Below are 14,423 nucleotides of genomic sequence, written 5' to 3'. Positions count from 1 at the left end.
GGGCGTGTGCTCCGGGTGGACCGCGGTCAGTGCGACGTGATCACCGCCGACGGCGTCCTGCGGGCCGACACCGCTTTCGTCACCCCGCACGACCCCCTGCGCGTCGTGTGCACCGGCGACTGGGTCGCCGTCGAACCCGCGGGCAACCCCCGCTACGTACGGACGTGTCTGCCACGCCGTACCGCCTTCGTGCGCTCCACCTCCTCCAAGCGGTCCGAGGGGCAGATCCTCGCGGCCAACGTCGACCACGCGATCGTCGCCGTGTCGCTCGCCGTCGACCTCGACCTCGGCCGTATCGAACGCTTCCTCGCGCTCGCCTGGGAATCCGGGGCGCAGCCGGTCGTCGTCCTGACCAAGGCCGACTTGGTGCCGGACGCGGCGACGCTCGCGCATCTCGTCCAGGACGTGGAGACGACGGCGCCGGGCGTGCCGGTGCTCGCGGTCAGCGCGGTCGACGGGGACGGGCTCGAGGTCCTCGCGGCGGTCGTCTCCGGTGGTACGTCCGTACTGCTCGGGCAGTCCGGCGCGGGCAAGTCGACGCTCGCGAACGCGCTGCTCGGCGAGGACGCGATGGACGTGCAGGCCACGCGGGACGTGGACGGCAAGGGCCGGCACACCACCACCACGCGCAATCTGCTTCTGCTCCCGGCCGGCGGTGTGCTGATCGACACCCCGGGGCTCAGGGGTGTGGGCCTCTGGGACGCCGAGACCGGGGTCGGGCAGGTGTTCTCCGAGATCGAGGAGCTCGCCGAACGCTGCCGCTTCCACGACTGCGCCCACGAGTCCGAGCCCGGCTGCGCGGTGCTGGCCGCCATCGACTCCGGGGAACTGCCCGTGCGACGGCTGGAGAGCTACCGCAAGCTCCTGCGGGAGAACCAGCGGATCGTGGCCAAGACCGACGCGCGGTTGCGTGCGGAGATCCGCAAGGACTGGAAACGGAAGGGGGCGCAGGGCCGCGCGGCGATGGAGGCGAAGCGGGGGCGCTGGATGTAGACCGATGTCACGTCCGATTTCCGCCAGCAGCTGCGCTCCCCACGGCGGAGACTGGACAGCGTGATGGACGAAGACAGCAGGTACGAGGCCGTGCGCAGCAGGGACGGGCGATTCGACGGGGCGTTCTTCTTCGCCGTCGAGACGACCGGCATCTACTGCCGGCCGAGCTGTCCCGCCGTGACGCCCAAACGGCACAACGTGCGGTTCTTCGCGACGGCCGCCGCCGCGCAGGGCTCGGGATTCCGGGCCTGCCGGCGGTGCCGGCCGGACGCGGTGCCGGGCTCGGCCGACTGGAACGCGCGGGCCGACGTCGTGGGGCGGGCCATGCGGCTGATCGGCGACGGCGTCGTCGACCGGGAAGGCGTCGCCGGCCTCGCCGCGCGGCTCGGCTACAGCGCCCGGCAGGTGCAGCGCCAGCTCACCGCCGAGCTCGGCGCCGGCCCCGTCGCACTGGCCCGGGCCCAGCGGGCGCACACCGCCCGGGTGCTGCTCCAGACCACCGGCCTGCCCATCACCCGGATCGCGTTCGCGGCCGGGTTCGCCAGCGTGCGCCAGTTCAACGACACGATCCGGGCCGTGTACGCGTCGACCCCGAGCGAACTGCGCGCCGCTGCGCCCAGGCGCCGTCCGGCCCGGCGGGCGGACACCCCGAGCGCCGGGATTCCGCTACGGCTCGCCCACCGGGGCCCGTACCACGCCGGTGCCGTCTTCGACCTGCTGGCCCGCGAGGCGGTGCCCGGCATCGAGGAGGTGAGCGGGGCGCCCGGCGGCCGCACCTACCGCCGTACGCTCCGCCTGCCCTACGGCACGGGAATCGCCGCGGTCGACGAGCGGCCGGTCAGCTCCGGCTCGGCCCGCCACCGGGGCGGCTGGCTCGACGCGCGGCTGCACCTCACCGACCTGCGCGACCTCACCACCGCCGTGCAGCGGCTGCGGCGGCTGTTCGACCTCGACGCCGATCCGTACGCCGTCGACGAGCGGCTCGGCGCCGACCCACGGCTCGCCCCGCTGGTCGCCGCGCGGCCCGGACTGCGTTCGCCGGGCGCCGCCGACCCGGCGGAGCTGGCGATCCGCGCGCTGGTGGGACCGGCGGCGGAGCAGCTCGTACGGCGGTACGGCAAGACCCTCGACGCCCCGTGCGGCACCCTCACCCATGTCTTCCCCGAACCGGCCGTCCTCGCGGAGGCCGAGCCCGGCGGCACCCTGGGCGCGCTCACCGCCGCCCTCGCCGACGGCGCCGTCCGGCTCGACCCGGGCGCCGACCGGGACGACGCACAGGCGGCACTGCTCGCCGTGCCCGGCCTGGACGGCGCCACCGTCGCCGCCATCCGCACCCGCGCCCTGGGCGACCCCGACGTGGCGCCGCCCGACACGGACGTTCCCGACAACTGCCGCCCCTGGCGCTCGTACGCCGTACAACACCTGTGCACAGCAGGGGAGTTGGAGTACCGATGACCACCCCGACCCACTGGACCACCGTCGCCGGCCCGCTCGGCGAGCTGCTCCTCACCGCCGACCCGAGCGGCACACTGACGTCCCTGTCCGTGCCCGGCCAGAAGGGCGGCCGCACCGTTCAGGACGGCTGGCTGCACGACCCCGGGCTGTTTCGCGAGGCCGAGGAACAGCTCGCCGCGTACTTCGCCGGCGAGCTCAAGGAGTTCCGCCTGCCGTCGCGTACCGAGGGCACGGCGTTCCGGCAGCGGGTGTGGGCCGCCCTGGACTCACTGCCGTACGGCGCCACCACCACGTACGGCGAGATCGCGGCCCGGATCGGCGCCCCCAGGGCCGCCGTACGGGCCGTCGGCGGCGCGATCGGCGCCAACCCGTTGCTGATCCTCCGCCCCTGCCACCGAGTGATCGGCGCCGACGGCGCACTGACCGGCTACGCGGGCGGCCTCGACCGGAAGGTGCAGCTGCTCACGCTGGAGGGCGTGCTCTGACCCAGGGACCCGGTGGGGGCCGGTCAGGCCCAGATCACCACGCCCAGCCATGCGCCCATGATCAGCAGGCAGGTGAACAGCTCCGCCAGCACACTGGAGCCGCCCGAGCGCATCGCCGTGCGCAGGGCCGCGCGCGCCTCGCCGTGCCGGCCCAGGCGGAGCCGTTCGCAGACGTAGATGCCGGCCATGAAGCCGGGGATCGCCCCGACCACGGGGACGAGGAAGAAACCGAGAAACGCCCCGACTCCGGCGTACACAGCCATCCGTGGGGTGGCGCCGCTCGCCCGCAGCCGACGGGGCGGCAGCACCCAGCGCACCACCTGCGACAGCAGCAGCGCGACGGTGGCGCCGACGAGCATGAACCAGGCGACCGGCCGCGGATCCAGCAACGCCCACCACATGACCGCGGCCCACACCAGCCACGACCCGGGCACGCCGGGCACCAGCACTCCGCACAGGCCGAGCAGCATGACCAGTCCGGCCAGCAGGAGCTCCCACACTCCCATCTGCCCAGCGTGCCGGAGCCCGCCCGAACTCGCAGGTCCCCGGACAGGACCTTTACCGGTCCCGCGCCACCCAGCCCCGCTCGTACGCATGCCAGCCCAGCTGCAGCCGGGTCGTCACCCCGGTCAGCTCCATCAGCCGCTTCACCCGGCGCTGCACGGTCCGCAGGCCCAGGTCGAGCTGCTTCGCGACGCTCGCGTCGGTCAGCCCGGCGAGCAGCAGCGACAGGATCTCCAGATCGGTGCCGTCGGGACCGTCCGGGCCCTCCACGGTGACGCCGGAGTCGCCCATCCGCAGCGGCAGCGCGTCCCGCCACACCGACTCGAACAGCCCGGACAGCAGCTCCAGCAGCCCGCTGGCGTGCACCACCAGCGCGGCCGGTTCCACGACCGGCGAGGTGAGCGGCACCAGCGCGAGCGCCCGGTCGGCGACCACCAGCTTCGTCGGCACCTGGTCCACCACCCGCACCTGCTCGTCCCGGCCGAGCGCCGCGCCCAACTCGGTGAGTCCGTGCGGCTGGTCGAGTACCGAGCGCTCGACCACGACCCGGTAGCGCACCCCCCGGCCGGCCGCCTGCTCCTCGGCGTGGTTCTCCATCCCGGTCACGGCCACCGGGTTGCCGGTGACCAGCGCGCACACCTCGTCACTCGCACCGAGCTGCAACTGCAGGAACCGCTGCGTGACCGCGGCCGCGCCGATCACCACCTCGACCAGGTCGTGCACGGCCGGCTCGGCCGCCGCCGCCCGGTACTCCTCGGCGAGCAGGGCGGCGGCCAGTTCCGCCTTCTCCAGTTCGTGCCGCTGCTGGGCGAGCAGCGCCCCGAGCGCCACCCCCGGCGGGGCCGCCACCCAGCGTCCGGGCCGCCCGGAGGACTGAGCCGCCAGCCCGTGCCGCTCCAGCCGGCGCAGCGCCCGCTCGGTGTCGTACTCGCCGAGCGTCAGCCGCCGGGCGAGATCGGGTACGTCGGCGGCGCCCACGGCCACCAGTGCCCGGTACGCCCCCTCGTGCGTCTCGTCCAGCCCTATCGCCGCCAGCATCAGCCGTCGTCCCTCCCCGGACACCAGACCCCGCGGTGCGGGCCGTGGCGGAAACCGGCCACGGCGCAAAACCGCCTGGGCACATCATCGCCGTACCTCCCGCAACTCTGCCAAGGTGGGGCCACCGGCGCAGGCGGGGGGCCGGGTCTCCCGACGTCGCCGGGCGGCTCTCCTGTGGGGGGTGGAGCCGCCCGGCGACGTCTCTCGCGTGTCCGTTCGACAGCTCACCCGACACGTGGTTCGGTGCGGAGTGTCGCGCCGCATTTTCCGGATGCCCCGTTTTCATACGGCCCGTGCGGTGGACAATTGGGGGCATGAGCCAGCAGGGGGGAAGGCCCACCGGTCACTCCGACGACTGGTGGGGGCAGCTGTACGACGACTCCACCGAGGACACGGGCCCCACACGCACACCGGACTCGCTGGACGACCGCTTCGCCTCCGCGGCCGGAGCGGTGGGCGACACCGACGGCAACCGCACCCACCACCCGGACACCCGCGTCCCGGAACCGAGGGACGGCTCGGGCGTACGCCGTGCCCCCTCGCAGCCGCCGACCGCCGCACCGCCGGGTCCGGACACCTTCCCGTCCCCGCCCCAGGGCCCCACCGCCGCGGCGACCGGGAGCGGTACCTCGGCAGACCCCCGTCCACGACCACCGCCGCACCCGCACCCCGCGAACCCTCCGGCACGCCCCCGGACAGCCCCCGCAGCCGACCGCCCCGCCCGGCACGTCACCCCGGCCCTGCATCACGTCGGCTCCGGCCCACCCACCTACGAGGCCGAGCCCACCGCCCTCCCTCCCGCCGATCCCGACGACCTCGGCGACCTGGTGGCCGACACCGTGCTGGACGGCGCCCGGTACGGGGCCTGCACCCTGCGCGCGGCCTCGGTGCGGGGGGACTCCGCGCGCTACCGGGGCGAACCACGCCGCGACTCGCTGCTCACCGCGCGCTTCGGCAGCGGCGACGAGGCGCTGGTGCTGGTGGCGATGGCGACCGGCGCGCGGGCCACGGCCGGGGCACACCGCGCGGCCGCCGAGCTGTGCCGGTGGATCGGCCGGGCGGTCGGCCGCAGCCACCCGCGGCTCACCGAGGACATCCGGGCCGGCCGGCGCGGCGACCTGAAGTCCGGACTGCACCGGCTGACCGACCGCAGCCTCGGCAGACTCCGGGCCGGTGCCGCCGAACAGGGCCTGAAGCCCGACGAGTACGCCGCCACCCTGCGCTGTCTGCTCCTGCCCGCCGACCCCGAGTGCCGTACCCGCGTCTTCTTCGGCGTCGGCGCGGGCGGACTGTTCCGGCTGCGTGACGGTGCCTGGCAGGACATGGAACCCAAGGTCACCGAGGTGACCGGCGAGCCCGTCGTGGGCTTCGGATCGCTGCCGTCCGAGACACCGGAGGGCGACCGGCTCACCATGGACCTCGGCATCCCGACACCGCCGACCCGTACGACCCGCCCCCGAGCCACCCCGCGAACCCTTCCGCTTCCGCGCCTCCGTCGCCCGGCCGGGCGACACGCTCCTGATGTGCACCGGCGGCCTCGCCGACCCGCTGCGCGGCGAGCCGGAGCTGCCCGCCCATCTCACCCAGCGGTGGTCCCACCCGGAGCCGCCGGGCCTCGCCGCCTTCCTCGCCGACACCCAGGTGAGAGTCAAGGGCTACGCCGACGACCGTACGGCGGCGGCCGTCTGGGAGGCGCCTTAGGGCCGCTTCAGGAGGCTGTCCGGCGGCGTCACGGCGTACGAAATCGGCCAGTCTCCCCGAACACCCGGTCGTTGACGATTGCGCATGACTGGCCCGTTGTCGACGGGGCATGGATCTCCGTGAACGTGTTCGAGCAGGAGGGGAACCGACATCGGCACGCGGGCGGGGGACATGGAGAGGCAGGCACGAGGGGGCGCCGCCAAGGAGCGGGCACAGGCGCCCCAACTGAGGCGCAGACTCGGCCGGGCGGACCTGCGGGCGGTCCCACAGGCCCGCAGGGAACTGCGTGAGCTGTTGCGACACTGGGGAGGGCCCGGCAGGTCCGAGACGGCGGAGCTGCTCACCAGCGAGCTCGTCACCAACGCGATCGTCCACACCGACCACGACGCGGTCCTGACGGCCACCGTCGGACCCGGTGGACTGCGGGTGGAGGTACGGGACTTCGTGGCCCGCCGGCCCCGGCTGTGCGCACCGAAGGCCGACGAGGGGACGCACGGAAGGGGCCTGGTGCTGGTGCAGTCCCTCGCGGACGCGTGGGGCGTACGGCCGCACGCGGTGGGCAAGTCGGTGTGGTTCGAGCTCGACGCGGAGGCCGCATGACGAACGGGACGGGGGCGCGGCCACATCGCGTGCGCCGCGCCCCCGTCCCGACGCCCCGGGGCGCGTTCTAGCCGAACTGCTGCTCGAGGTCCTTGAGCTTGCGCTCCAGGGAGTCCAGGCGTGGCAGGGCCATGGTGTCGTCCTCCGCGGTGAGGTCCACGGTGACTGGCTCAGAACCGCTGCGCACGGGCTGGAGCGAGGGCCGTGCGCGCACGGGCAGTTGCTCCGGCGCCGATATGGCAGGCTCCGCGGAGAGCCGCTCGGCGCCCTGCTCCACGGCGGGCAGTTCCACCTGCCGGCCACCGCCGCGGCCGACGAAACCCCGGCCGTGGCCCCGGCTGATCGCCTTGAGCCGGGCCCGCTCCAGCCGCTGCTGCTCGCGCCGCCGCAGCCGGGCCTCCTCCTTCTGCCGCCTGTCCTCGCGCACCTCGTCGACCGCCTCGTCGAGGGTGCGCACGCCTTCCAGAAGCATCAGCGACCAGGCCCTGTACGTCTCGCGGGGCGCCCGCAGCCAGCGGACCACCCGGATCTGCGGCAGCGGACGCGGGACCAGTCCCTGTTCGCGCAGGGCGGCCCGGCGGGTCTGCTTCAGCGCCCGGTCGAAGAGCACGGCGGCCGACAGGGACATGCCGGCGAAGAAGTGCGGGGCACCCGCGTGGCCGGCGCCCCGGGGCGCGTGCACCCAGTTGAACCAGGCCGCGGCGCCCGCGAACGTCCATACGAGTATCCGGGAGCCGAGCGCCGCGTCACCGTGGCTGGCCTCGCGCACCGCGAGCACGGAGCAGAACATCGCCGCGCCGTCCAGGCCGAACGGCACCAGATACTCCCAGCCGCCGGTCAGGCCGAGGTTCTGCTGGCCGAAGCCGACGAGGCCGTGGAAGGACAGGGCCGCAGCGACCGCGGCGCAGCAGAACAGCAGCACATAGGAGGCCGTGCCGTAGATGGCCTCCTTGCGCCTGCGGCGCTCTTCGGCACGCTCCCACGAGTCGTCCGCGCTCGTGTCCTTCCCCGCGGCCGTCCTGCCGCGCCGGAGCACCGCCACCGCCGCCAGCATGCCCAGGAGCAGCACGGCGCCCGGGAGCAGCCAGTTCAGCGATATGTCGGTCAATCTCATCTGGGGGTCCCTTGCATTGGGATAGGGCGTAACGCCCGCCATGGTGGCCCAGACCCGCCGGTCCTCAGGGGGTTTCGGGGCAAGCGGCCGCCAACGAAGTGCAAGGGGATGCCTGCGGCGGCGTTCAGCTCGAACTGCCGCTTGAGATATGGGAGTTGAGTTCGATTAGAGAGTTGTGGGCGCGGCGTCAGCCGGCCGCGGCCGCCGCCAGTCTGACGACCCGTTCCGCGTCGCAGGTGCGCGGGCAGGTGGTGCACGTGTCCTCGGGGCGGAGGGTGTAGAACATGCAGCAGCTCGCCCGGTCCCGGGTGGGCAGCGACTCGCCGTTCGGCCCGGTCAGCTCGCGGAACGCCGCCGAACCGACGTACGGCTTGGTGGCGCCCGGCAGCAGCAGCTCCAGCTCGCGCTTCGCCCGCTCCCGCTCGCCGAGGAGATCGGCGACGTACCAGAGCCCCTCCACGATCTCGTCGGTCGCGGTGGCCCACAGCGCGCGTCCGCGTCGCCGCATGCGCGGGCCGAAGGCGGCGAGGACCGGTCCGAAGTGCTCGGCGACCGCCGCCCGCAGCTCGGCTCGCAGCGCCTCCTCGTCGGCGACCACGGTGGCGCCGGGCAGGGCGGCGGCCGGGTCGCCGGGCAGACAGGCGAAGCCGTCCGGGCGGACCGCCAGGCGGCCCATGGAGAGGCCGGGGACGGTCCGGTTGTACGAGACATGCGTCACGGGAAAGCGGGGGACGCGTCGGTGCAGGAACCATGGCACGGTGATCAGCAGGCAGACCGGCCAGGCGTACCGGTGCAGGCCGAAACTTGCGACCACATCCGGGCGGGCCTGCTGTCCGTAGTCCCTCCGTACCTGTGCGTCGTCCCAGGCCAGAAAGGTGTCGAGGCCGGTCCCGCCTGCTGCGAGCGAGGCGGCGGTGATCCATCCGGCACCGCTCGGGAGGGGATCACCGGTGGCCGGCTCCGTGATGGCGAGCCCGGGGAGGACCTCGGTCAGACGGGCGTACGCGTCCGCGATGGCCGAACGGGACACAGGCATACGGGATCACCGATTCCCAGTGGGTTGAAGGTAAGCCTTACCTTACCGAACCCCAGTCCGGGTTTGAACCGGTGGCTTCTGCGCCTAAGGTGCTTGACGGACGAGTAACAAGCCGCCGTAATGACCCAAGTACCCGAAACAAGTACGGAAACGTCCGGAGGAGGACCCGTGAAGCAGGACACGCAGGGCTTCGCCGAGACGGGCGTTCCGGAGTTTCCGGCCCCGGCGGTGCGAGTGCCGTCGCAGCCCCGGGCTGCGGACGTCGACCGGGAACGGGCCGACTCGGCCGGTGCGGTGCGCGGTGAACACACGCACAGTGAGCAGCCCGTCCCGCGGCCCTTCGCCGAGCGGGCCCGGCCCGTGGTCCAGCGGGCCTCCGTGCGCGGGCAGATCCTCGACGCCCTGCGGACCGCGCTGGTGACGGCGGAGCTGCGGCCCGGCGAGGTGTACTCGGCGCCGGCGCTCGGCGAACGGTTCGGGGTGTCCGCGACACCCGTCCGGGAGGCGATGCAGCAGCTCGCCCTGGAGGGCGCCGTCGAGGTCGTGCCCAACCGCGGCTTCCGGGTGGTCCAGCGGGACGCCCGGGAACTGGCCGAACTGGCCGAGGTCCGGGGGCTGATCGAGGTTCCCGTCATCCTGCGGCTGGCGCGTACGGTTCCCGCGGAACGCTGGGCGGAGCTCAGGCCGTCGGCCGAGGCGACGGTCCGCGCGGCGTCGTCCGGCTGCCGGGCGACGTACGCGGAGGCCGACCGGGCCTTTCACCGGGCCGTGCTGTCGCTCGCGGGGAACGAGCAGTTGGTGCGCATCGCCGACGACCTGCACCGCCGGACGCAGTGGCCGCCGGCGGGAGCCGCGGCCTCCTCCGGCCGTTCGGACCTGATCGCCGATGCGGCCGAGCACGCGGCCGTGCTGGACGCCCTGATCGCACGGGACCTGGATGCCGTACGGGCACTGGTGCGGGTGCACTTCGCCGGTACGCGGTGAGAGCGCGGCGGCACCGGACCGCGCGGCCCACCCACGTCCGGCGCCCCGCCTCCGTCTACGCCGTCGCCGCCGGCGGCGCCAACCGGGGCTCCAGCCACGTCGGTACGCCGCCGAGCAGCCGGAACAGCCGACGGGCCTCCTCCCGCAGCCGGGACGCCTCCGGCTCCGTCTCCGCGTCGGCCAGGGACACCAGCGCCGGTGCCGTACCGACCAGGTAGCCCAACTCCTCCCGGATCCGCAGGGACTCGGCGAAGCCGTTCCGGGCCTCGGCCAACTCCCCGTCCCGCAGGGCGAGTCCGGCAAGGTGCCGCCAGGTGAAGGAGAGCAGCAACGTGTCGGCATGCGCCGCCGCCCCCGCATGCGCCCGCCGGTACGCCGCCCGCGCGGCCTGCGGCGCGTGCGCCAGGTTCTCGGCGAGCAGCCCGCGCCGGAAGTCCAGCAGCGCCCGCCCCGCGGCCCCCGGAGGGATCAGCGCCGCCGCCCGCCCCAGCGCGGCCCGCGCCTCGTCGGCCCGGTCCCGCACCCCGTGCAGCGTGGCCGCGTAGGCAAGTTGCCCGCGTTCACAAGCGGCCGCCCCCCGCTCCTCGTCGGTGTGGGCCAGCGCCTCCGCCGTCCGCAGCGCGTCCTCGGCGTCCTCCCAGCCCTGCTCGGTGTACAGGCATCGTTCGACCAGCAGCGCGGCCCGCTGGAGCGCTGCGGCCGGGGTGGTCGGCGGCAGCAGGGCCGCCGCGTCGGCCCAGCACGCCCGCGAGCGCAACCGCCATACCGCGGTCTGGAGGGGATCGTCGTCTGAGGTCGTTCCGGTACCAGACATGGCGGTATGCGCCACGTTGCCCTCCCCGAGCACGCCATTGAGCTGTTGAGTGGTGGCCGCATTTCAGCACCAATTCAGCTGCCCGGCCAAGGGGGCGGGTGAAGGATTTCACAAACTCGTGGGCTCTTCGGGCCCTTCGGGTTTCAGCTCATCCGCAACGCCAGGAAGAAATCCAGCTTGTCCTCCAGGCGGGACAGGTCGCGGCTCGTCAACTGCTCGATTCGTCCGACCCGGTAGCGCAGTGTGTTGACGTGCAGGTGCAGGCGGGACGCGCAGCGCGTCCAGGAGCCGTCGCACTCCAGGAACGCCTCCAAGGTCGGGATCAGTTCGGCGCGGTGCCGGCGGTCGTAGTCACGCAGCGGGTCCAGGAGACGGGCGGTGAAGGCGCGGCGTACGTCGTCGGGGACGAAGGGGAGCAGCAGGACGTGCGAGGCCAGCTCGTGGTGGCCGGCCGCGCAGACCCGGCCGGGGCGGGCCGCCGCCACCCGGCGGGCGTGCCGGGCTTCTTCCAGTGCCCCGTGCAGGCCCTCGGCCGAGTGGACCGCCGCGCTGACGCCGAGCGTGACCCGGCCGTCGTCGTCCAGGCCCGCCGACAGGGGGTCACGTACGGAGGCCAGGAGCGCGTCCGCCAGGATGCCGGTCTCGGAGCCGTCGTGCTCCGTCGACACCGCCGGGAGGGGGACGAGTGCGATCGCCTCGTCGCCCGTGTGCGCCACGGCTATGCGGTCGGACGGCTCGGGGCCGGTGGCGAGCGGGTCGACCAGGATCTCCTCCAGGAGGGACTGAGCCACCGGACCGGCCTCGATCCCGCCCACCCGTCGCCCGCCACCATCCTCAGCCGAGGGTCCTGCGGGCCCGCTGCCTGCTTCGTCCCACTCGACCCGTGCGACGACCACCTGCCAGTGCGGGGCGGTGCCGAGGCCGGGCAGCAGGACCGGGGCGGCGACGCGCAGACGGGCGGCGATCTCGGCGGGTGCGGCGCCCGTCTGGACCAGTTCCAGCACCTCCTGGGCCAGCCGTCGCCGTACCGTGCGGGCCGCGTCCCGGCGGTCCCGTTCGACCGCGATCAGCTGGGTGACGCCGTGCAGCAGGTCGAGCCGCTCCTCCGCCCAGTCACCGGCGTCCGCCTCCACGGCGAGCAGCCAGTCGGAGAGCACCGTCTCGCGCACGTCCCGGGAGTCCTGCGGGGAACGGCCGCTGCTGCGGATGGGGAAGAGGGAGTACGTCGTACTGCCGAGGATCATCCGGTGCGGGCCGCGGCGGCCGGTGCGGGCGGCCGCCAGGTGCTCGGCCGCCAGCTTCGCGCACGCCTCCGCGGGCAGCCCGGGCCCTCCGGCCTTCGGGCCGGCGATCAGCCGTCCCGTCGGCGACAGCACCCAGGCACGCAGGTCCAGGTCCGAGCCGAGCAGGTCCAGGACCACGTCCGGGCCGCCACCCGCCGGGCCCGAGGTCATCATCCGCCGGTGCCGGTCCACCACGGCCGCCAGGTCCCCGGCACGCTCGCCGGAGACCTGCCGTACGACGTGCTCGGTGATCGTCGCGAAGGCCACCGACTCGTGCACGGCGAAGAGGGGGAGCCGGTGCCGGGCGCAGGCCTGGACGAGGTCCTCGGGCACATCGCCCAGCTCGGCCTCACCGGCCGCGAGGGCGGCCACGCCGGCCTGCACCAGGATCCGTACGAAAGGCTCCGAGTCGGTGGCCCCCCGGCGCCAGGCCAGACCCGTCAGCACCAGCTCACCACCGGAGAGGTAACGGCTGGGGTCCCGCAGGTCGGTGGTCATCACGCCCCGCACGGTGCGGTCCAGCTCGTCCTCGCCGCCGAGCAGCTTGAGGCCCAGCGCGTCGGTGTCCAGCAGTGCGCGCAGCCGCATTTCTCGTCGCCGCCGTTCTTTGTCTCGAAAACTACGATGGATCTTGACGGGTCCGCCGGTGAGAGGCCCGTTCGGTGGGCGGTTGAGCGGTGCTCGCCGTCTCCCGTGCTGTGTCCCTGGTCACGTGACTGTTCCTGCACGTTTCCACAGGAAAACCAGGAGGTTACTGATGACCTCCATTCATACGAATCTACAAGATGACCGCCTTGGCCAGCCAACTCCTTCATGGTTTCGGTGACTGACCCTGCCGGAGCACGGCGCTGTGTACTGACGTCGATCCGCGTTAAGAGCACATGAACGAGCCGGGCCCGCCGCACACGGATTGGCTCAATCTGTACGACTCACGAGACGAAGAAGAGAGCCGGTCATGGACTTCCTTCGCCCCGCCAGCTGGGAGGAGGCGCTCGCCGCGAAGGCCGAGCACCCCACCGCTGTGCCGATTGCGGGCGGCACCGATGTGATGGTCGAGATCAACTTCGACCATCGCCGGCCCGAGTACCTCATGGACCTCAACCGCATCGGCGACCTCTCCGAGTGGGAGGTCGGCGAGGACTCCGTGCGCCTGGGTGCCTCCGTCCCGTACTCCCAGATCATGGAGAGCCTGCGCGCCGAGCTGCCGGGCCTCGCCCTCGCCTCGCACACGGTCGCCTCCCCGCAGATCCGCAACCGCGGTGGCGTCGGCGGCAACCTCGGCACCGCCTCCCCGGCCGGCGACGCCCACCCCGCCCTCCTCGCGGCCGGCGCCGAGGTCGAGGCCGAGTCGGTGCGCGGCACCCGCCTGATCCCCATCGACGAGTTCTACCAGGGCGTCAAGCGGAACGCCCTGGCGCCCGACGAGCTGATCCGCGCCGTGCACATCAAGAAGGCCGACGGGCCGCAGCAGTTCTCGAAGGTGGGCACGCGCAACGCGATGGTCATCGCCGTGTGCGCCTTCGGGCTCGCGCTGCATCCGCAGACACGGACCGTCCGTACGGGGATCGGATCGGCCGCCCCGACGCCCATCCGGGCCAGGGCCGCCGAGGAGTTCCTGAACGCGGCGCTCGAAGAGGGCGGCTTCTGGGACAACGGAAAGATCATCACCCCGTCGGTCGCCAGGCAGTTCGCGGACCTGTGTTCCGCCGCCTGCAACCCGATCGACGACGTCCGGGGCACCGCGAGCTACCGCCGGCACGCGGTGGGCGTGATGGCCCGCCGGACGCTCACCTGGACCTGGGAGTCGTACCGCGGCACCGCCGCACGCACAGAGGGAGTCGCGTGATGCGCGTCAGTTTCACGGTCAACGGCCGCCCGCAGGAAGCCGACGACGTGTGGGAGGGCGAGTCCCTGCTGTACGTGCTGCGTGAGCGGCTCGGACTGCCGGGTTCGAAGAACGCCTGCGAGCAGGGCGAGTGCGGGTCGTGCACGGTCCGGCTGGACGGCGTGCCGGTGTGTTCGTGTCTGGTCGCCGCCGGTCAGGTGGAGGGCCGGGAGGTCGTCACCGTCGAGGGGCTCGCGGACTACGCCAAGCAGCGGTCCTGCGGCGACTCCTGTGGGACCTCGCTCGACGAGGCCAAGGGATGGCAGGCCGAGGGCACCGACTCGCAGACCGGCGAGGGCACCGAACTCTCCCCGATCCAGCAGGCGTTCATCGACGCCGGCGCCGTCCAGTGCGGCTTCTGCACCCCGGGCCTGCTGGTCGCCGCCGACGAGATGCTGGAGCGCAACCCGAACCCGACCGACGCGGACATCCGCGAGGCGCTCTCGGGCAACCTGTGCCGCTGCACCGGCTACGAGAAGATCATGGACGCGGTCCGCCTGGCGGCCGCCCGGCAGGGAGAGGCGGTCTGAC

The 14,423-nt window shown here is 73.5% G+C and carries 13 protein-coding genes and 1 pseudogene; 8 read left to right on the top strand and 6 right to left on the bottom strand.

The window, feature by feature from the left end:
- From rsgA to StrepF001_RS31050, 3 genes are all read left to right on the top strand, one after another.
- Positions 1–993: ribosome small subunit-dependent GTPase A (gene rsgA, locus StrepF001_RS31060; protein ID WP_240797757.1), on the top strand; the 993-nt coding region annotated here is incomplete at its 5' end.
- 63 nt (positions 994–1,056) lie between these two features.
- Positions 1,057–2,448, top strand: a complete 1,392-nt coding sequence (locus tag StrepF001_RS31055) for an AlkA N-terminal domain-containing protein (RefSeq protein WP_129801536.1) — start codon at positions 1,057–1,059, stop codon at positions 2,446–2,448.
- Positions 2,445–2,933, top strand: coding sequence for a methylated-DNA--[protein]-cysteine S-methyltransferase (locus StrepF001_RS31050; RefSeq protein WP_129801521.1), 489 nt, complete (start codon positions 2,445–2,447; stop codon positions 2,931–2,933). The genes StrepF001_RS31055 and StrepF001_RS31050 overlap by 4 nt, the downstream gene beginning before the upstream one ends.
- Positions 2,934–2,956: 23 nt before the next feature.
- Here the strand turns inward: StrepF001_RS31050 and StrepF001_RS31045 are convergent, their stop codons facing one another.
- Both StrepF001_RS31045 and StrepF001_RS31040 read right to left on the bottom strand, forming a co-directional pair.
- The gene (locus StrepF001_RS31045; RefSeq protein WP_129801520.1) at positions 2,957–3,439 is read right to left on the bottom strand and encodes a DUF456 domain-containing protein; all 483 of its coding nucleotides are present in this window, start codon (positions 3,437–3,439) and stop codon (positions 2,957–2,959) included.
- Positions 3,440–3,491: 52 nt separating this feature from the next.
- Positions 3,492–4,475 carry a TrmB family transcriptional regulator gene (locus tag StrepF001_RS31040; protein WP_129801519.1) on the bottom strand — a complete coding sequence of 328 codons (984 nt, stop codon included), beginning with the start codon at positions 4,473–4,475 and terminating at the stop codon, positions 3,492–3,494.
- Between the two features lie 314 nt (positions 4,476–4,789).
- Here StrepF001_RS31040 and StrepF001_RS31035 point away from each other — a divergent pair.
- Together StrepF001_RS31035 and StrepF001_RS31030 are read left to right on the top strand one after the other, a co-directional pair.
- A pseudogene (locus StrepF001_RS31035) lies at positions 4,790–6,176 on the top strand (protein phosphatase 2C domain-containing protein).
- Between the two features lie 171 nt (positions 6,177–6,347).
- Complete coding sequence (locus StrepF001_RS31030) at positions 6,348–6,776, top strand: ATP-binding protein (protein WP_129801518.1); 429 nt, start codon at positions 6,348–6,350, stop codon at positions 6,774–6,776.
- A 67-nt stretch (positions 6,777–6,843) separates the two neighbouring features.
- On the opposite strand, the gene StrepF001_RS31025 is transcribed toward StrepF001_RS31030, so the two are convergent.
- Positions 6,844–7,890, bottom strand: a complete 1,047-nt coding sequence (locus StrepF001_RS31025) for a DUF2637 domain-containing protein (RefSeq protein WP_129801517.1) — start codon at positions 7,888–7,890, stop codon at positions 6,844–6,846.
- Between the two features lie 187 nt (positions 7,891–8,077).
- Complete coding sequence (locus StrepF001_RS31020; protein ID WP_129801516.1) at positions 8,078–8,926, bottom strand: (2Fe-2S)-binding protein; 849 nt, start codon at positions 8,924–8,926, stop codon at positions 8,078–8,080.
- 168 nt (positions 8,927–9,094) lie between these two features.
- On the opposite strand from StrepF001_RS31020, the gene StrepF001_RS31015 reads away from it, so the two are divergent.
- Positions 9,095–9,910, top strand: a complete 816-nt coding sequence (locus tag StrepF001_RS31015; RefSeq protein ID WP_240797756.1) for a GntR family transcriptional regulator — start codon at positions 9,095–9,097, stop codon at positions 9,908–9,910.
- 55 nt (positions 9,911–9,965) lie between these two features.
- On the opposite strand, the gene StrepF001_RS31010 is transcribed toward StrepF001_RS31015, so the two are convergent.
- Positions 9,966–10,739, bottom strand: coding sequence for a hypothetical protein (locus StrepF001_RS31010; protein ID WP_129801514.1), 774 nt, complete (start codon positions 10,737–10,739; stop codon positions 9,966–9,968).
- A gap of 128 nt (positions 10,740–10,867) precedes the next feature.
- Complete coding sequence (locus tag StrepF001_RS31005; RefSeq protein ID WP_129801513.1) at positions 10,868–12,595, bottom strand: PucR family transcriptional regulator ligand-binding domain-containing protein; 1,728 nt, start codon at positions 12,593–12,595, stop codon at positions 10,868–10,870.
- Positions 12,596–12,962: 367 nt separating this feature from the next.
- Here StrepF001_RS31005 and StrepF001_RS30995 point away from each other — a divergent pair, with 367 nt between their 5' ends.
- Positions 12,963–13,853, top strand: coding sequence for a xanthine dehydrogenase family protein subunit M (locus StrepF001_RS30995; protein WP_129801512.1), 891 nt, complete (start codon positions 12,963–12,965; stop codon positions 13,851–13,853).
- Positions 13,853–14,422 carry a (2Fe-2S)-binding protein gene (locus StrepF001_RS30990; protein ID WP_129801511.1) on the top strand — a complete coding sequence of 190 codons (570 nt, stop codon included), beginning with the start codon at positions 13,853–13,855 and terminating at the stop codon, positions 14,420–14,422. The genes StrepF001_RS30995 and StrepF001_RS30990 overlap by 1 nt, the downstream gene beginning before the upstream one ends.
- Position 14,423 lies beyond the last annotated feature (1 nt).

The organism is Streptomyces sp. F001, from assembly GCF_004187715.1.
Taxonomy (GTDB): domain Bacteria; phylum Actinomycetota; class Actinomycetes; order Streptomycetales; family Streptomycetaceae; genus Streptomyces; species Streptomyces flavusporus.
Note: the sequence above shows the minus strand (reverse complement) of the source record. Positions and strands in the feature narration are given on the sequence as shown.

Coding starts and splice junctions, on each gene's coding strand:
- StrepF001_RS31055 (WP_129801536.1), top strand. CDS start 1,057: ATGGACGAAGACAGCAGGTACGAGGCCGTGCGCAGCAGGGACGGGCGA.
- StrepF001_RS31050 (WP_129801521.1), top strand. CDS start 2,445: ATGACCACCCCGACCCACTGGACCACCGTCGCCGGCCCGCTCGGCGAG.
- StrepF001_RS31045 (WP_129801520.1), bottom strand. CDS start 3,439: ATGGGAGTGTGGGAGCTCCTGCTGGCCGGACTGGTCATGCTGCTCGGC.
- StrepF001_RS31040 (WP_129801519.1), bottom strand. CDS start 4,475: ATGCTGGCGGCGATAGGGCTGGACGAGACGCACGAGGGGGCGTACCGG.
- StrepF001_RS31030 (WP_129801518.1), top strand. CDS start 6,348: ATGGAGAGGCAGGCACGAGGGGGCGCCGCCAAGGAGCGGGCACAGGCG.
- StrepF001_RS31025 (WP_129801517.1), bottom strand. CDS start 7,890: ATGAGATTGACCGACATATCGCTGAACTGGCTGCTCCCGGGCGCCGTG.
- StrepF001_RS31020 (WP_129801516.1), bottom strand. CDS start 8,926: ATGCCTGTGTCCCGTTCGGCCATCGCGGACGCGTACGCCCGTCTGACC.
- StrepF001_RS31005 (WP_129801513.1), bottom strand. CDS start 12,595: ATGCGGCTGCGCGCACTGCTGGACACCGACGCGCTGGGCCTCAAGCTG.
- StrepF001_RS30995 (WP_129801512.1), top strand. CDS start 12,963: ATGGACTTCCTTCGCCCCGCCAGCTGGGAGGAGGCGCTCGCCGCGAAG.
- StrepF001_RS30990 (WP_129801511.1), top strand. CDS start 13,853: ATGCGCGTCAGTTTCACGGTCAACGGCCGCCCGCAGGAAGCCGACGAC.